The 17,822-nt window shown below is 62.3% G+C and carries 17 protein-coding genes; 9 read left to right on the forward strand and 8 right to left on the reverse strand.

The genetic code is table 11. The annotated features are described in order from the left end of the window. Positions 1 to 3: 3 nt before the first annotated feature. From etfA to AC3WRD_RS03155, 5 genes are all read right to left on the reverse strand, one after another. Positions 4 to 1,224, reverse strand: coding sequence for an electron transfer flavoprotein subunit alpha (etfA, locus tag AC3WRD_RS03135; RefSeq protein ID WP_102619745.1), 1,221 nt, complete (start codon positions 1,222 to 1,224; stop codon positions 4 to 6). Beyond that, positions 1,224 to 3,173: a dimethylglycine demethylation protein DgcB gene (gene dgcB / locus AC3WRD_RS03140; RefSeq protein WP_074692124.1), complete on the reverse strand. Its 1,950-nt coding sequence runs from the start codon at positions 3,171 to 3,173 to the stop codon at positions 1,224 to 1,226. Before dgcB ends, etfA begins: the two co-directional genes overlap by 1 nt. A gap of 84 nt (positions 3,174 to 3,257) precedes the next feature. Next, positions 3,258 to 5,318: a dimethylglycine demethylation protein DgcA gene (gene dgcA, locus AC3WRD_RS03145; RefSeq protein WP_102619744.1), complete on the reverse strand. Its 2,061-nt coding sequence runs from the start codon at positions 5,316 to 5,318 to the stop codon at positions 3,258 to 3,260. Positions 5,319 to 5,333: 15 nt separating this feature from the next. Next, a complete protein-coding gene (locus AC3WRD_RS03150; protein WP_007959778.1) occupies positions 5,334 to 5,864 on the reverse strand; it encodes a DUF5943 domain-containing protein in 531 nt (176 codons plus the stop codon). 75 nt (positions 5,865 to 5,939) lie between these two features. Next, complete coding sequence (locus tag AC3WRD_RS03155; protein ID WP_007959776.1) at positions 5,940 to 6,917, reverse strand: dipeptidase; 978 nt, start codon at positions 6,915 to 6,917, stop codon at positions 5,940 to 5,942. 234 nt (positions 6,918 to 7,151) lie between these two features. Between AC3WRD_RS03155 and AC3WRD_RS03160 the strand changes: the two genes are divergently transcribed. Continuing rightward, positions 7,152 to 7,553, forward strand: coding sequence for a lysozyme inhibitor LprI family protein (locus AC3WRD_RS03160; RefSeq protein WP_102619806.1), 402 nt, complete (start codon positions 7,152 to 7,154; stop codon positions 7,551 to 7,553). Positions 7,554 to 7,600: 47 nt separating this feature from the next. After that, complete coding sequence (locus tag AC3WRD_RS03165; RefSeq protein WP_102619743.1) at positions 7,601 to 8,017, forward strand: DUF3010 family protein; 417 nt, start codon at positions 7,601 to 7,603, stop codon at positions 8,015 to 8,017. Between the two features lies 1 nt (position 8,018). Here the strand turns inward: AC3WRD_RS03165 and AC3WRD_RS03170 are convergent, their stop codons facing one another. Then, positions 8,019 to 8,963 (reverse strand): GlxA family transcriptional regulator, encoded by a 945-nt coding sequence (locus AC3WRD_RS03170; protein ID WP_085688589.1) that lies wholly within the window; start codon positions 8,961 to 8,963, stop codon positions 8,019 to 8,021. 192 nt (positions 8,964 to 9,155) lie between these two features. On the opposite strand from AC3WRD_RS03170, the gene AC3WRD_RS03175 reads away from it, so the two are divergent. The 7 genes from AC3WRD_RS03175 (at position 9,156) to aac(6') (ending at position 14,857) form a co-directional block, all read left to right on the forward strand. Beyond that, positions 9,156 to 10,100, forward strand: coding sequence for a choline ABC transporter substrate-binding protein (locus AC3WRD_RS03175; protein WP_096817760.1), 945 nt, complete (start codon positions 9,156 to 9,158; stop codon positions 10,098 to 10,100). A gap of 75 nt (positions 10,101 to 10,175) precedes the next feature. Then, entirely contained in the window at positions 10,176 to 11,063 is an 888-nt protein-coding gene (cdhC, locus tag AC3WRD_RS03180) for a 3-dehydrocarnitine:acetyl-CoA trimethylamine transferase CdhC (protein WP_011336296.1), read from the forward strand. Positions 11,064 to 11,133: 70 nt separating this feature from the next. Further along, the gene (locus AC3WRD_RS03185; RefSeq protein ID WP_007959763.1) at positions 11,134 to 12,099 is read left to right on the forward strand and encodes an L-carnitine dehydrogenase; all 966 of its coding nucleotides are present in this window, start codon (positions 11,134 to 11,136) and stop codon (positions 12,097 to 12,099) included. Positions 12,100 to 12,156: 57 nt separating this feature from the next. Continuing rightward, complete coding sequence (locus tag AC3WRD_RS03190; protein WP_102619742.1) at positions 12,157 to 12,633, forward strand: thioesterase family protein; 477 nt, start codon at positions 12,157 to 12,159, stop codon at positions 12,631 to 12,633. A 24-nt stretch (positions 12,634 to 12,657) separates the two neighbouring features. Then, entirely contained in the window at positions 12,658 to 13,821 is a 1,164-nt protein-coding gene (locus AC3WRD_RS03195; RefSeq protein WP_102619741.1) for a gamma-butyrobetaine dioxygenase, read from the forward strand. A 273-nt stretch (positions 13,822 to 14,094) separates the two neighbouring features. Then, entirely contained in the window at positions 14,095 to 14,355 is a 261-nt protein-coding gene (locus AC3WRD_RS03200) for a hypothetical protein (protein ID WP_096817966.1), read from the forward strand. A 55-nt stretch (positions 14,356 to 14,410) separates the two neighbouring features. Continuing rightward, on the forward strand, positions 14,411 to 14,857 hold the full coding sequence (gene aac(6') / locus AC3WRD_RS03205; protein ID WP_096817754.1) for an aminoglycoside 6'-N-acetyltransferase: 447 nt from the start codon (positions 14,411 to 14,413) through the stop codon (positions 14,855 to 14,857). Here the strand turns inward: aac(6') and gbdR are convergent, their stop codons facing one another. Further along, entirely contained in the window at positions 14,858 to 15,961 is a 1,104-nt protein-coding gene (gene gbdR, locus AC3WRD_RS03210) for a choline metabolism transcriptional regulator GbdR (protein ID WP_065260190.1), read from the reverse strand. It abuts the gene before it with no gap. A gap of 446 nt (positions 15,962 to 16,407) precedes the next feature. Continuing rightward, positions 16,408 to 17,784 carry an L-serine ammonia-lyase gene (locus AC3WRD_RS03215; protein ID WP_102619740.1) on the reverse strand — a complete coding sequence of 459 codons (1,377 nt, stop codon included), beginning with the start codon at positions 17,782 to 17,784 and terminating at the stop codon, positions 16,408 to 16,410. Positions 17,785 to 17,822 lie beyond the last annotated feature (38 nt).

Here is a 17,822-nt window from a genome sequence, read left to right on the forward strand (position 1 = left end):
TCCTTAAGCCGCATCGCGCTTGGCTTCGTTGCGGTAGGCCTCTACCGCCGCGATCAAGGCCTGAAGAATTTCCGCGCTTTCGCCGATCACCGACAGGTCGGCACGCTTGATCATGTCGCAGCCCGGATCGAGGTTGATCGCCACCACCTTGTCGCAGGCACCGATGCCTTGCAGGTGCTGGATCGCCCCGGAAATCCCCACGGCCACGTAAACCCGCGCCGTGACCCAGGTGCCGGACGCGCCGACTTGGCGGTCGCGCGCCATGAAGCCGTCGTCCACCGCCACCCGCGAGGCGCCTTCGGTGGCACCGAGAGCGGCGGCGGTCCTGTGGAAAAGCTCCCAGTCCTTGACGCCGTTGCCGCCAGAGAAGATGAACTCGGCTTCGGCCATCGGGATCGCCGACGGATCCACCGCTACGGCGCCCAGATCCTCGATCCGCGACAGGCTGCGCGCGACCGATGTGGATAACTCCACCGGCAGCGCTTCGTGACGGGTTTCGCTGACCGGTTCGGCGCATTCGGCGGACGCCAGAATCAAGCGCGCCACCGGACGGGCAAGATCCTGTAACCCTGCACCGGCGCGGCCGATGCACTCCTGATCCTTGACTTGCCAAACCCGTGTGGCTGGGCGTTCGCCCAGTGCGGCAGCAAAGCGCCGACCCAGTTCGCCGCCACCGCTGCGGCTGTCCGGCAGCAGCCAGTGACGCGGGTTGAACTGGTTATCCACAGCTCGCAGGCCCTGGATCCGTTGTTCCGGTGCATAACCGCTGAATTCTTCGCCTTCCAGCACCAGCAAGCGATCGACGCCTGCCGTGGCAAAAGCGTTTTCCTTGTGCTCGCCGAAGACCACGGCCAACACGGCGCCGTCGCTGCCGGCCAGTTGATGAGCCAGGCCGAGCAAATCACGGTCGTGGCTGCTCAGGCGGCCACCGACCATGTCGGGCACCACGCTGATGTAGAACGCCGGGGCCGGTACCTGATGCAGCGGCAATTGCACTTCCACCGCTGCCGAGCGTTTGACCGCCCCGCCCTGCTGGGCGCCGCTGCGGTCGATGCGCTTGATGCCGTTCGGCCCGATGAAGCCGATGCCGTGCAGGTTCTTGCGGATGATCCCGTTGGGCCCCATCCAGCTGTGTTGCGCCGGTTGCATGGCCGCGTGCAGCGGATGCAGACGGTTGCGTGCGATCCATTCGGCGCGGGGGTCGCGGCGGATAATGTCGCTCATCAGTGGGCCTCCGCAGGTTCACGTTTGGCCGGGGTGGCAGGCTTGTTCGGCGCGGCGTCTTCGAGCAGCGCGTCGGCCACCAGTTCGGCGATGTCCTTGATCAGCGGACGCGGTTCGACCACGCCTTCGAGCATCGCCGTGCACTGTGGACAACCCACCGCCACCAACTCGGCACCGGTCTCGCGGATGTCTTCCATGCGCATGTCGGGGATCCGCTGCTTGCCCGGAATGTCAGTGATCGGCGCCCCGCCACCACCGCCGCAGCAGCGCGAACGGAAGCCGGAACGTTGCATCTCCTTGATCTCGATGCCGAGCGCACGCAGCACTTCGCGCGGCGCCTCGTACTCGCCGTTGTAGCGGCCGAGGTAGCACGGATCGTGGTAAGTCACGCTGTTGCCTTTGTGCTGACCGAGGTTCAGCGCGCCGGCCTGGATGATTTCCGCCAGATAAGTGCTGTGGTGCTGCACGAGGTAGTTGCCATCGAACGCGCCGTACTCATTTTTCAGCACGTGGAAGCTGTGCGGATCGCAGGTGACGATGCGGTTGAAGCTGTACTTGGCCAGGGTCTGGATATTGCGTTTGGCGAGCAACTGGAAGGTCGCTTCATCACCAAGACGTCGGGCAACGTCGCCGCTGTCGCGCTCTTCAAGACCCAGCACCGCGAAGTCGACCTTGGCCGCTTTCAGCACTTTGACGAAGGCGCGCAAGGTGCGCTGGTTGCGCATGTCGAAGGCGCCGTCACCGACCCAGAACAGCACGTCGGTGGACTTCTTCTCGCTGAGCAGATTGAGGTTCAGGTCCGCCGCCCAGTTCATCCGCCCGCCCGGGGCGAAACCGCCCGGATTGTCGGTGGCGATCAGGTTTTCCAGGACTTCGGCGCCCTTGTTCGGGGTCGCGCCTTTTTCCAGGGTCAGGTGACGACGCATGTCGACGATGGCATCGACGTGCTCGATCATCATCGGGCATTCCTCGACGCAGGCGCGGCACGTGGTGCACGACCACAGGGTTTCGGCATCGACCAGGCCGTTGACAATCGGTTGATGCGGATTGCCGCTGTGTTCGCCCACTGGTTTGCCCGGATAAGGGCTGCCGGCGAACTTGGCATCGGTGCCGCCGGCGAGGCCGACGACCATGTCCTGAATCAGCTTTTTCGGGTTCAACGGCTGGCCGGCGGCGAACGCCGGGCACGCGGCTTCGCACTTGCCGCACTGCACGCAGGCGTCGAAACCGAGCAACTGGTTCCAGGTGAAGTCCTTGGGCTTTTCCACACCCAGCGGTGCGGTCGGATCATTCAGGTCCAGCGGTTTCAAACCGGTGGAACGGCCGCCGCCAAAACGTTCGGCGCGACGGTGCCAGGCCAGGTGCAGCGCACCGGCGAAGGCGTGTTTCATCGGGCCGCCCCAGGTCATGCCGAAGAACAGTTCCGACACGCCCCACAACACACCGATCCCGAGAATCGCTGCCAGCACCCAGCCACCAAAGTTTTCCGGCAGGATCCCGGCCACCGGCAAGGTCACCAGGAAGAACGACGCCGAGAACGCCAGCAGGCTTTTCGGCAGGCGCATCCACGGGCCTTTCGACAGCCGCGACGGCGGGTTGAGCCGACGCCGATAAACGAAGATCGCCCCGACGAACATCACCGCCGTCATCAGCAGCAACGCGTAGCCAAGAATGCGGTTATGCAGGCCGAAACCGTGCACCAGAATCGCCAGCACGATCGACGCCACCGCACCGCCCGCCGTGGCGACGTGGGTGTTGGCGATGTATTTGTCCCGCGCCACCACGTGGTGCAGATCGACCATGTAACGCTTGGGCATGGCAAACAGGCCGCCGATCAGATCGACCTTCGAGGCCCGGCCCCGGCGCCACATGGCCACCCGCCGCAACGCGCCCAGCACCGCGAGGGCCAGGGCTGCGAACAACAGGATTGGAAGAAGGGTGTTCAACATGGTGAAGCTCCCACCAGTACAGCCTGGAGAAACACGTGACGATCGTTCCCACGCTCCGCGTGGGAACGATCAGGCCTAGAGCGTTTAGAAGTCTTTGCACAACCGCAGGGCGTCATAGATCGCAGCGTGGGTATTACGCTGCGCCACGCAGTCACCGATGCGGAACAGCAGATAACCGTCGCTGTTGCTGCTCAACGAAGGTTGCGGCTGGATCGCGAACAGCGCCTCGACATCGATCTGGCCCTTGTTGCGCGAGCCGTCCTTGAGGGCGTAGTAGATTTCTTCATCCGGGCGCACGCCGTTCTCGACGACCACCTGATCCACCACACGCTCCTCTTTGGCGCCGGTGTATTCGTTCTCCAGCACCGCGACCAGCTTGTCGCCTTCGCGGTAGACCTTCTCCAGCATCATGTCGCCGGTCATGATCACTTCTTTCGGGTACATGCTGCGGTAGTAGGTCGGGAACGACGTACCGCCGATGGCCACGCCCGGCTTGATGTCGTCGGTGACGATCTCGACCTGGCTGCCCTTGTCAGCGAGGAAGTCGGCGACCGACATCCCGGTGAACTCGCAAATGGTGTCGTAGACCAACACGTTCTTGCCCGGCGCGACCTTGCCGTCGAGTACGTCCCAGCTGCTGACGACCAGCCCTTCGGCGGCGCCCCAGTGCTCGTTCTGCTCCAGGTACGGATGCCCGCCGACGGCCAGCACCACGATGTCCGGACGCAGGTCCATGATGGTGTCGGCATCGGCGGCAGTGCCCAGACGCAGGTCGACTTTCAGCCGCGCCAGTTCCAGCTGGAACCAGCGGGTGATGCCGGCGATCTGGTCACGCTGCGGCGCTTTCGAGGCAGTGGTGATCTGCCCGCCGATGAATTCCTTCTTCTCGAACAGGGTCACGTCGTGGCCACGTTCGGCCGCCACACGGGCTGCTTCCATCCCCGCCGGGCCCGCACCGACGATCACCACCTTGCGTTTCGGCCCGGTGGATTTCTCGATGATGTGCGGCACGCCCATGTATTCACGGGAGGTCGCGGCGTTCTGGATGCACAGCACGTCCAGACCTTGGTACTGACGGTCGATGCAATAGTTGGCGCCAACACACTGTTTGATCTGGTCGATCTGGCCCATCTTGATCTTGGCGATCAGGTGCGGGTCGGCGATGTGGGCGCGGGTCATGCCGACCATGTCGACGTAACCGCCCTCCAGAATCCGCGTGGCCTGGTTCGGGTCCTTGATGTTCTGCGCGTGCAGCACCGGAACCTTGACCACTTCCTTGATCCCGGCCGCCAGGTGCAGGAACGGCTCCGGTGGATAACTCATGTTCGGAATCACGTTGGCCAGGGTGTTGTGGGTGTCGCACCCCGAGCCGACGACGCCGATGAAATCGAGCATGCCGGTGTCGTCGTAATACTTGGCGATCTGCTTCATGTCTTCGTGGGACAGGCCGTCCGGGTGGAACTCGTCACCGCAGATACGCATGCCGACGCAGAAATCGTCACCGACTTCGGCGCGCACGGCTTTCAGGACTTCCAGACCGAACTTCATCCGGCCCTCGAAAGTGCCGCCCCATTCGTCGGTACGCTTGTTGACGCGAGGGCTCCAGAACTGGTCGATCATGTGCTGGTGCACGGCCGACAGTTCGACGCCGTCCAGGCCACCGGCCTTGGCACGGCGCGCGGCTTGCGCGTAGTTGCCGATCACCCGCCAGATCTCTTCCGGCTCAATCGTTTTGCAAGTGGCACGGTGCACCGGTTCACGGATGCCCGACGGCGACATCAGGGTCGGCCAGTGGAAACCGTCCCAACGGGAGCGACGGCCCATGTGGGTAATCTGGATCATGATCTTGGCGCCATGCTTGTGCATGGCATCGGCGAGATTCTGGAAGTGCGGGATGATCCGGTCGGTGGACAGGTTCACCGAACTCCACCATTGCTGCGGGCTGTCGATCGCCACCACGGACGAACCGCCACAGATCGCCAGGCCGATGCCGCCCTTGGCTTTCTCTTCGTAATACTTGACGTACCGTTCGGTGGTCATGCCGCCGTCGGTCGCGTAGACCTCGGCGTGCGCGGTGCTGAGCACGCGGTTGCGGATGGTCAGTTTGCCAATTTGAATTGGCTGAAACATTGCTTCGAAAGCCATGGCGGGTTCCTCGACTTACAACGGCTTGACGGTGAACAGGCCGTCGTCGTGGCCTTCTTCGGAGCCACCGTAGACTTGCTCGGCCACGGTGCGGATCTTGCTGCCACGAGCGGCGAGGATCTGATCCATCGCGCCGGCAAACCAGCCGGTGAACATGTAGTCGACCTTGCGTCCGACCTTGCCGTAGACGTAGACGAACGCCGAGTGTTCGAGCTTGACGCTGCAGGTGCCTTTATCGAGGTCGATGTCCTGGATCTTGAACAGGCCCCAGCCGCGCTGCGACAGACGCTTCATGTAGTGCTCGAACACCGCGACGCCTTCCAGACCGTGGCATTCGGCTTCTTTTTCACACCAGTGCCAGGCGGATTTGTAGCCGGCCTTGTAGAGGATTTCGGCGTAGGCGTCGGCGCCCAGCACTTCCTCGATGCCCATGTGGTTGTTGACGAAGAAGTGGCGCGGCACGTACAGCATCGGCAGGGCGTCGGAGGTCCAGACACCGGTCTCGCTGTCGACTTCGATTGGCAATTGCGGGGCGATCTTGGCCATGGAAACTTAACTCCAGAAAAATTTGGGTGTTGCCCCCGGCGCGGACGGCCGGGGGAAAGTATTCAGAGAAGCGGCTTACTCGCCCCAGACGTCCTTGAGGACGTTGACCCAGTTCTCGCCCATGATCTTGCGTACGACGCGCTCGGAGTGGCCGCGTTTGAGCAGGGTTTCGGTCAGGTTCGGGAACTCGCCGACGGTGCGGATGCCCAGCGGGTTGATGATCTTGCCGAAATTGGTCAGACGGCGGGCGTAGCCCTTGTCGTGGGTCAGGTATTCGAAGAAGTCCTGACCGTGACCCTGGGTGAAGTCGGTGCCGATGCCGATGGCGTCTTCGCCCACGATGTTCATGGTGTATTCGATGGCTTCGGCGTAATCGTCGATGGTCGAATCGATGCCCTTGGCCAGGAACGGCGCGAACATGGTCACGCCGACGAAACCGCCGTGGTCGGCAATGAACTTCAGTTCTTCATCGGACTTGTTGCGCGGGTGCTCCTTGAGCCCCGACGGCAGGCAGTGGGAATAGCAGACCGGTTTTTTCGATTCGAGGATGACTTCCTCGGAGGTCTTGGAGCCGACGTGGGACAGGTCGCACATGACGCCGACGCGGTTCATCTCGGCGACGATTTCGCGACCGAAGCCCGACAGGCCGCCGTCACGCTCGTAGCAACCGGTGCCCACCAGGTTCTGGGTGTTGTAGCACATCTGCACGATGCCGACGCCGAGCTGCTTGAACACCTCGACATAGCCGATCTGGTCTTCGAACGCATGGGCGTTCTGGAAGCCGAAGAGGATGCCGGTCTTGCCCTGCTCCTTGGCCTTGCGGATGTCGGCGGTGGTGCGGACGGGGATCACCAGATCGCTGTTTTCGCGAATCAGTTTCTGGCTGGCAGCGATGTTGTTGACCGTGGCCTGAAAGCCCTCCCACACCGACACGGTGCAGTTGGCCGCCGTCAGACCGCCCTTGCGCATGTCTTCGAACAGCTCGCGGTTCCATTTGGCAATGATCAGACCGTCGATAACGATGCTGTCGGCGTGTAATTCGGCTGGGCTCATCAGGCGTCCCCTTATTGGCGATTCATGCGCCGAATCGTCTGCCGGCGCTTTGGGGCCAGCATATGCCTCGGTGCGCGACCAGCCGGGTGCAAAAACGACAGGGGAATTGCCGAAAGCGTCAATCCGCGACAAAGGGTCGCCAACCGGTCCGACCAGCCACCTGTTCAAGCCCGCAAGCTTGAGCCAGAATCTGCCGCATCTCGGAAACACCACTGGATTAGAGCGGCGACATCAATGAAATCGATCTTCCTGGCCCTGGCACTGATTGCGACCGGCGTACACGCCGCCGAAGAGTCCGACAACAACCCGTGCGACGCGGTGGAAAACGACGTCCAGACCCTGGAATGCTCGACCTACAGCCGCACCACCGCCGAAGACCTGCTCCAGGACAACTTCAAAAGCCTGAACGAGCGCATGCAATCGACCTACGGCAAAAACCCTGCGCAACTGGCCGACATCACCGCCAAACTCAAGACCGCCCAGCAACAATGGCTGAAAACCCGCGACGCCGATTGCGCCGTAGAAGCCTTCCCGGCGACGGACGGCAGCAAGGCGTTCAAGATTGCGCAGAATGATTGCGTGGCGCGGATGAGTGACGAGCGATCGGAGTTTTTGGAGTCGATAGGTCAGGAGTGAGGACTTGAGCTGTAAGCTGCACCTCTCCAGCCAATCAAGGGATTCACATGAACATCTGCGGTATCGAAATCAAAGGCAGTGAAGCGATCATCGCCGTGGCCTCCCTCGACGGCTCGGCGCTGAGCCATGTTGCTTTGAGCACCAAGAAAATCGCGCTGGACGATGACGACGAGGCGGCCAACGTCAAAGTGTTCGCTGCGCAGATAGCGTCGTTTGTGCGGGAAAACGCCATTGATCGCATCGCGATCAAGAAGCGCAGCAAGAAGGGCGAGTTTGCCGGTGGGCCGACCACGTTCAAGATCGAGGGCGTGTTTCAGTTGCTGGACGGTTGCGAGGTGACGCTGCTGTCGCCGCAGACAATCAATGCCCAGATCAAGAAGCACAACGTTGAGCTGCCGGGGACGCTGAACAAGTATCAGCATGAGGCTTACAAGGCGGCCTGCTCCGCCTTGCTGAAAAAGTAACTCAAGCCTGAGCGGTACGCCGATCCTCCCGCGGACACCGGGCAAACTTGGCCCGGTAACTGCGGGTGAAATACGACGGTGATTCAAACCCGCAGGCGATGCTGACTTCCAGCACACTCATGTCGGTCTGGCGCAACAGCTGCCGGGCTTTTTCCAGCCGCAAGCGCAGATAGAAATTGCTCGGCGTGTCGTTCAGGTGCAGGCGGAACAACCGCTCCAGTTGCCGCCGCGTCACCTTGATCGATTCCGCCAGTTCCAGGGTGGTCAGCGGCGGTTCGCTGTGCTGTTCCATCTCGCCGATCACATGCACCAGTTTCTTGTTGCTGATGCCGTAACGCGTGGCGACTTCCATGCGCTGGTGGTCCTTGCGCGGACGAATCCTGCCCAATACAAACTGCTCGCTGACCTGGATCGCCAGTTGCGGGCCGTGGGCCTGGGCGATCAGGTCGAGCATCAGGTCGATGGATGCGGTGCCGCCAGCGGACGTGATGCGCCGACGGTCGATCTCGAACAGTTCCTGGGTGACGCTGAGCTGTGGATAAGATTCCTTGAAGGCATCGATGGCCTCCCAGTGCAGGGTCAGGCGATGGCCATCGAGCAGGCCGGCCTCGGCGAGGACGAAGCTGCCAGTGTCGATGGCGCCGAGGGTCACGCCTTCGTTGTCCAGGCGTCGCAGCCAGTGCTCCAGCGCCGGCGTGGCGAATTTCAGCGGCTCGAACCCGGCGACCACCAGCAGCGTCGCACCTTTTTTCAGCGGTTCCAATGCCGCATCGGCGTTGACCGACATCCCGTTGCTCGCCAGCACCGCCCCGCCATCGGCGCTCAAGACGTGCCAGCGGTACAGCTCGCCGCGAAAGCGGTTGGCCACCCGCAGCGGTTCGATCGCAGAGATGAAACCGATGGCGGAAAAACCCGGCATCAACAGAAAGTAGAAATCCTGGGACATGGCGCGCACTCGGTCAGCGGGTAGCGTGCAACGTTGATACGCCAGTTGTCGGCGGCATTCAAGAGCACAGGTCGCTGCAGTGCAAGAGCTGGTCGCCGCAGTGCGTTTTCATCGGTGCATTGCTGCGTAATTTGGCATCACCGGCACGACAGATGCCGGGACCCACAATAACGACCTGCCGAGGAACCCGACATGAAACGACTGATCAGCAGCTGTGTTCTCGCACTCAGCGGTACCGCGTTTTTAAGCGCCAGTGTCATGGCGGCCGAACCTGCCGCGTGCCAGAACGTGCGCATGGGCGTCGTGAACTGGACCGACGTGATCGCCACCAGCGCCATGACCCAGGTTCTGCTCGACGGCCTCGGCTACAGCACCAAACAAACCAGCGCCTCCCAGCAAATCATCTTCGCCGGGATCCGCGACCAGCGTCTGGACCTGTTCCTCGGCTACTGGAACCCGTTGATGACCCAGACCATCACCCCGTTCGTCGATGCCAATCAGGTCAAAGTCCTCCAGGCCCCGAGCCTCAAGGATGCCCGCGCCACCCTCGCCGTACCGACCTATCTGGCGGACAAGGGTCTGAAAACCTTCGCCGATATCGCCAAGTTCGAGAAAGAACTGGGCGGCAAGATCTACGGCATCGAGCCAGGCTCGGGCGCCAACACCCAGATCAAGGCGATGATCGCCAAGAACCAGTTCGGCCTCGGCAAATTCCAGCTCGTGGAATCGAGCGAGGCCGGCATGCTCGCCGCCGTCGATCGCGCCGTGCGCCGCAAGGAAGCCGTGGTGTTCTTCGGCTGGGCGCCGCACCCGATGAACGTCAACGTGAAGATGACTTATCTGACCGGCAGCGACGACGCCCTCGGCCCGAACGAAGGCATGGCCACCGTGTGGACCGTCACCGCGCCGAAATACGCCGAACAATGCCCGAACGTCGGCCGCCTGCTGAGCAACCTGACGTTCACCGCCGAAGACGAGAGCCGGATGATGCAGCCGCTGCTCGATCACAAGGACGCTTTCGAATCGGCCAAACAATGGCTCAAGGATCACCCGCAGGACAAACAGCGCTGGCTCGAAGGCGTCACCACCTTCGATGGCAAACCGGCGGCTGAAAACCTCCAGCTCACCAGTAAATAAATCGCAACGAACGAACCACTTCGCAGCCCGCGACGGGCTGCGAACAGACCCATCACGCCTGAAGGAAAACGCACCATGAACCACGACGTCATCATCACCTGCGCACTCACCGGTGCTGGCGACACGACCGCCAAGAGCCCTCACGTGCCGGTCACTCCGAAACAGATCGCCGCAGCCGCTGTGGAAGCGGCCAAGGCCGGTGCCACCGTCGTGCATTGCCATGTCCGCGACCCGCAGACCGGCAAGTTCAGCCGTGACGTGGCGCTGTACCGCGAAGTCATGGAGCGCATCCGCGAAGCCGATGTCGACATCATCGTCAACCTCACCGCCGGCATGGGCGGCGATCTGGAAATCGGCCCGGGCGAGAACCCGATGGAGTTCGGCCCGAACACCGACCTGGTCGGCCCGCTGACCCGTCTGGCCCACGTCGAGGAGCTGCTGCCGGAAATCTGCACGCTGGATTGCGGCACCCTGAACTTCGGCGACGGCGACACCATTTACGTCTCCACCCCGGCGCAACTACGCGCCGGCGCCAAGCGCATCACCGAGCTGGGCGTGAAGGCGGAGCTTGAGATTTTCGACACCGGTCACCTGTGGTTCGCCAAACAGATGATCAAGGAAGGCCTGCTCGACAACCCGCTGTTCCAGCTGTGCCTGGGCATCCCGTGGGGGGCGCCGGCCGACACCACCACCATGAAAGCCATGGTCGACAACCTGCCCGCCGACGCGGTGTGGGCGGGCTTCGGCATCGGCCGGATGCAAATGCCGATGGCGGCGCAAGCGGTGCTGCTCGGCGGCAACGTGCGGGTCGGTCTGGAAGACAACCTGTGGCTGGACAAAGGCGTGCTCGCGACCAACGGCCAACTGGTCGAACGCGCCAGCGAAATCCTCAGCCGTCTCGGCGCCCGCGTACTGACCCCGGCTGAAGGTCGCAAGAAAATGGGCCTGACCCAGCGCGGCTGAAGCCACCCTTTCCCCCGGTGGGCGGGCAATTGGCGCCCACCGTTTTTTTGCCTCATTCCAGGAAGTGACCATGAGCTTTATCACCGAAATCAAAACCTTCGCAGCACTGGGCAGCGGCGTCATCGGCAGCGGCTGGGTCGCCCGCGCCCTCGCCCATGGCCTCGACGTGGTGGCCTGGGACCCGGCGCCGGGTGCCGAAGCGGCGCTGCGCAAACGCGTGGCCAATGCCTGGGGCGCGCTGGAGAAAAACGGTCTGGCGCCGGGCGCCTCGCAGGACCGCCTGCGCTTTGTGGCGACCATTGAAGAATGCGTACGCGATGCGGACTTCATCCAGGAAAGCGCCCCGGAACGCCTCGAACTGAAACTGGAGTTGCACAGCAAAATCAGCGCGGCGGCCAAGCCCAATGCCCTGATCGGCTCCAGCACCTCGGGCCTGTTGCCAAGCGAGTTCTACGAGAGTTCGACCCACCCGGAACGTTGCGTGGTCGGTCACCCGTTTAACCCGGTTTACCTGCTGCCATTGGTGGAAGTGGTCGGCGGCAAGAACACCGCGCCGGAAGCCGTGCAGGCCGCGATGAAAGTCTACGAATCCCTCGGCATGCGCCCGCTGCATGTACGCAAGGAAGTGCCGGGCTTCATCGCCGACCGCCTGCTCGAAGCGCTGTGGCGCGAGGCGCTGCATCTGGTCAACGACGGGGTGGCAACCACGGGAGAAATCGATGATGCGATCCGCTTTGGCGCCGGTCTGCGCTGGTCGTTCATGGGTACGTTTTTGACTTACACCCTGGCCGGGGGCGATGCCGGCATGCGTCACTTCATGTCGCAGTTCGGCCCGGCGTTGCAGTTGCCGTGGACCTATCTGCCGGCACCGGAACTGACCGACAAGTTGATCGACGATGTGGTGGATGGCACCAGCGATCAACTGGGGCGACACAGTATTTCGGCGCTGGAGCGCTATCGTGATGATTGCCTGCTGGCGGTGCTTGAGGCGGTGAAGACCACCAAAGAGAAGCACGGGATGAGTTTCAGCGAGTGATGTGTTGATTGATCGTACCCACGCAAAGCGTGGGTACGAACGTGCCTGGAGATAAGTATGCCCACCCTCACCACCTACCAAACCAGAATCATCCCCGACTGGGTCGATTACAACGGCCACCTGCGCGACGCCTTCTATCTGCTGATCTTCAGCTACGCCACCGACGCCCTGATGGACCGCCTCGGTATGGACAGCAACAACCGCGAGACCAGCGGTAACTCGCTGTTCACCCTCGAACTGCACCTCAACTATCTGCACGAAGTGAAGCTCGATGCCGAGGTCGAAGTGCGCACGCAAATCATCGGCCACGACCAGAAACGCCTGCACCTCTATCACAGCCTGCACCTGGCCGGCGGTGACAAGGAACTGGCCGGCAACGAACAGATGCTGCTGCACGTCGACCTCGCCGGGCCGCGTTCCACACCGTTTACCCCGGACACCCTGAGCCGCCTGCAAGCCATCGTCGCCGAGCAGGCCGACCTGCCCGCCCCGGCTTACATCGGCCGGGTCATCGCATTGCCGCCAGCCCGGTAAATCCATCCAACGCAAGGAGCCGCCATGCAAACCGCCGCCGCAGTTGCCGATTTTCGTACTTATCCGTTGATCAGCGCGCTGAACGGCGTGCAGAACCTGGCGGATCGCGTCCTGATCGAATGGGCCGACGGGCGCGTCAGCCCGTTCCACCATGTGTGGCTGCGGGACAACTGCCCGTGTCCGCAGTGCGTCTACAGCGTTACCCGCGAGCAGGTGTTCGAGATCGTCGATGCGGCGCAGGATCTGTCGCCCTCCGCCGCCCATATCGACACCAATGGCTGCCTGCGCATCGACTGGCAAGACGGCCATTTCAGCTGCTTCGATGCGGGTTGGTTGCGGGCCCACGCCTATGACGACGAGACCCGCGCCGAACGCCTGGCCGCCAAGCCGAAAGCCTTTCTCTGGCGCAGCGACTTGCAGTTGCCGGTGTTCGACTATTCAGCCCTGATGAACGACAACGCCGCGCTGCTGCAATGGTTGCTGGCCGTGCGCGACATCGGTCTGACCCAGGTGCGCGGCGTGCCCACCGAACCCGGTTCGCTGAAGCTGATCGCCCAGCGCATTTCGTTCATCCGCGAGAGCAATTTCGGCGTGCTGTTCAACGTGCAATCCAAGGCCGATGCCGACAGCAATGCCTACACCGCTTTCAACCTGCCGTTGCACACCGACCTGCCGACTCGCGAGCTGCAACCGGGGCTGCAATTTTTGCATTGTCTGGTGAACGACGCCGAGGGTGGCGAGAGTATTTTCGTCGACGGTTTTGCGATTGCCGAAGCCTTGCGTCAGGAAGATCCCGCGTCGTTCAAGGCGCTGTGCGAGATCCCGGTGGAATTTCGCAACAAGGACCGCCACAGCGACTATCGCTGCCTCGCCCCGATCATCGCCCTGGATGCCTTGGGCCGGGTTGCGGAAATCCGTATGGCCAACTTTCTGCGCGGCGCGTTCGACACCTCAGTCGAGCAAATGCCCCTGCTGTATCGCGCGTATCGACGCTTCATCGCCATGACCCGCGAGCCACGCTTCCGGCTGATGCAGCGGCTCAATCCGGGCGAGTTGTGGTGCTTCGACAACCGCCGCACCCTGCATGCTCGCAACGCCTTCGACCCGACCACCGGAGCCCGGCACTTTCAGGGCTGCTACATCGATCGGGATGAGTTGTTGTCACGGATTCTGGTGTTGCAGCGCTAGACCGCGTCATCGTTATTCGCAGGCAAAAAAAGCCCCGATGCAAGCCGTGACAGGATCGGGGCGAGGGTACTGTTGAGGAGCTGCCGTGCCGAGGGTGACCAAACCTTCGTGAAGCGAGCTGGGTTCAGTGTGCCCACTCCCCGATACGGCAAGTTAGCCGAAAACGACATGCTCATAGCCAATGTGGACACTGCGACAAATCGCCCTTGCCGTGCCTGGGCAGGCCTACCAGAATCGAGCCACGACCTCCGTTGCCGAAGAAGGATTCGCGTCATGATGTATGCCGATTTGATCGATCAGGAAGACCTGTTGGGCCAACTCAAGTCGTTGGGATTCGAAGTACCGTCGGGCTCGTCTGCGCAGCAGGCCTGTGAGTGCGCCGTGCGGGGCCTGGACGATGTGCGGGCCAATACGTTGCGCACCATGGTCAAGCAGATGTACACCAGCAGCGCGAGTATTCAGCCGACCGTGCGTGAGGCCATCGACAAGCAGTTGCTGCCGGCCCTGGCGCAGTACCAGCAGACCCGCGCCTGACATCCCGGGCGTTTGCTAGAGTGGTGGCCTTGATGACCACCACGAGCGAACGCCGATGTTCCTTATCCAAAACTGCCAGTCCAGCGAGCAATCGGGCTGGCTGCCCCTGCGCCAGGCCCTCTGGCCCGATGCTTCGGAACACGAACATCGCGATGAAATCGAGCAGCAACTGAAAGCGCCGCAGCGCTATATCAACTTCGTCGCCTACGACACGCAGCACCATCCCGTCGGCCTCGCCGAAGCCTCATTGCGCACCGATTACGTCAACGGTACCGACAGCTCGCCGGTGGTGTATCTGGAAGGTATCTACGTGATACCGGAGCAGCGCCGCCATGGCGTTGCCGCCCGGTTGATCGAGCACGTTGCGCAGTGGGGACGGGAAAACGGCTGCGTGGAAATGGCTTCCGATACCGGTGTCGACAACCTGACCAGTCAAGCGACACACAAGGCGCTCGGCTTCGAGGAAACCGAGCGCGTCGTGTACTTCAAACGCGCGCTCTGATCAGAGGCGCACGCTGGCAAAGGTCGATTCGTTGCGCGCCTGGCTCAGCGCCGACATCGGCCCGGACAGCGGCGACATCACAATGGCCTGCGGCAGCGGCAGCATCGCCACCTGCTGGGTGGTGTTGGAACCGACGCGCTCGTCACGCGGCGGAATGCCGAAGTATTCGCGGTAGCACTTGGAGAAGTGCGGCGTCGACACGAAACCGCAGACCGACGCCACTTCGATGATCGACATCGGCGTCTGCTTGAGCAATTGCCGGGCACGGATCAGGCGCAGCTTGAGGTAGTAGCGCGACGGCGAGCAGTGCAGGTATTTCTGGAACAGGCGCTCGAGCTGGCGACGGGACACGGCGACGTACACCGCCAGTTCATCGAGGTCGATCGGCTCTTCCAGGTTGGCTTCCATCAGCGCGACGATTTCCTGCAGTTTCGGCTGGTTGGTGCCGAGCATGTGCTTGAGCGGCACGCGCTGGTGATCCTGCTCGTTACGGATGCGCTCGTAGACGAACATCTCGGAGATCGCGGCGGACAGTTCACGGCCGTGATCGCGGCTGATCAGGTGCAGCATCATGTCCAGCGGCGCGGTGCCGCCGGAGCTGGTGAAACGGTTGCGGTCGAGGGTGAACAGACGGGTGCTCATCGCAACGCGCGGGAAAGCTTCCTGCATCGCCGCCAGACATTCCCAGTGCACGCTGCAATCGAAGCCGTCGAGCAGGCCGGCGCAGGCCAGGGCCCAACTGCCGGTGCACACGGCACCGAGGCGACGGGACTGGCGCGCCTGGCTTTGCAGCCACGAGACGTGTTCACGAGTAACAGTGCGTTGAATGCCGATCCCGCCGCACACGATGATGGTGTCGAGGGCCGGGGCTTTGTGCATGGAGGCGTCGGGAGTGATCTGCAGACCGTCACTGGCCCAGACCTGGCCACCGTCGACGGTGAGGGTGGTCCAGCGATACAGCTCGCGACCGGACAGCTGGTTGGCCATGCGCAGCGGTTCGACTGCAGAAGCCAGGGAAATCAGCGTGAAATTGTCCAGCAGCAGAAAGCCGATGGATTGAGGCGCACGGTTCTGGGGTTGAGCCCCGGAGTTGAACGACGTCATCGCGGTATCTCCTCACACAAAGCGGGTGATGGCCTCAGGCGGAGGCTCTTGTTATTGCCATCGTTCTCTTGCGTGAGACGGGGCTTTGTTATGACAGAGCAATTGCCATGCCTGAAATTGAATGTGCGTTCAATAACTCCTGAAAACGACGTCGCGACGCGTCTATACAAGCCGTCCGACGAAAGGTAGTTCGAAGTGCCATCAGCGGCGGTGAAAGCCCTGCCCCGAAGCGCGTGAGCAAATCGGTAGCACTTGTGGGAACAGGGCCGGGCGCGATTGTCGGACAGTGTCACCGCAGGCACGGGTGACGGACGGTCGCCAGCATCAATCACGCGCTGGAGGTGGGAAAGACTCTTATCTGATTGCGACGCGCCAAAAGGTGGCGCGTTTTATTGCCGATGCTCGCTTGGTGCGCAGTTTTGACTGGTCTGGTGTTATCGGAGGAATCAGCACTCGACCGCGCTGACCGCCAAGCCACCTCGAGAAGTCTCTTTATATTTGTCATGCATGTCGGCGCCGGTATCGCGCATGGTGCGAATCACCCGGTCCAGCGAAATAAAGTGCTGCCCATCGCCACGCAAGGCCATCTGCGCCGCATTGATCGCTTTCACCGCCGCAATCGCGTTGCGCTCGATGCACGGCACCTGGACAAGACCGCCCACCGGGTCGCAGGTCAGGCCGAGGTTGTGCTCCAGGCCGATTTCCGCCGCGTTGCACAACTGCTCCGGGCTTGCGCCAAGGATTTCCGCCAGCCCTGCCGCCGCCATTGCGCAGGCCGAACCGACCTCGCCTTGGCAACCGACTTCGGCGCCGGAGATCGAGGCGTTCTTCTTGCACAGAATCCCCACCGCCGCTGCCCCGAGGAAATAGTCGACCACGTTGGCGTCGGTCACTGCCTCGCTGAATTTCATGAAGTAGTGCAGCACCGCCGGAATGATCCCGGCCGCGCCGTTGGTCGGTGCTGTGACCATGCGCCCGCCGGCAGCGTTTTCCTCGTTCACCGCCAGGGCGAACAGGTTGACCCACTCCATGGCGCTGAGGGTCGAGCCGATCACATTGGGCTTGTTCAACTCCTGAAGACTGCGGTGCAGTTTCGCCGCGCGCCGGCGCACATTGAGGCCGCCAGGCAGGATGCCTTCGTGCTTGAGGCCCTGCTCGACGCAATCCTGCATCGCCCGCCAGAGCTTCATCAGCCCGGCGCGGATTTCCTCTTCGCTGCGCCAGACTTTCTCGTTGGCCATCATCAACTCAGCCACGCGCAGGTTGTTCTGCTTGCACAACTCCAGCAGTTCGACGGCGCTGGAGAAGTCATAAGGCAATTCGGTGCGATCCAGATCCACCACACCGCTGGACGCCTGCGCTTCGTCGACGACAAAACCGCCGCCGACCGAATAGTAGGTATCGCGATGAATCTCGCCGTGATCGCCTTCGGCAACCAGGGTCATGGCGTTGGGATGGAACGGCAGGTTTTCGTCGATCAGGCGCATGTCGCGGGCCCATATAAAGGGCACCGACAAACGACCATCCAGTAATAGGGTGTGAGTTTCGCGCAGGGCCTGGATCCGCGGGCCGATCTGCGACGGATCGATCGCGTCCGGCCACTCGCCCATCAGGCCCATGATCACGGCGTTGTCGCTGCCGTGACCGACACCGGTGGCCGACAGCGAACCGAACAGTTGCACTTCGATCCGCCGCACTTGCTCCAGCAGGAATTTGTCGCGCAGAGACTCGACGAACAGCGCCGCGGCGCGCATTGGCCCGACGGTGTGGGAACTGGACGGGCCGATGCCGATTTTGAACAGGTCGAAAACGCTGATAGCCATTGATGCAGAGCTCCTGAGAGTGCCGTCCGGGGCGTGAA

This window comes from Pseudomonas sp. FW215-R2 (assembly GCF_058789255.1).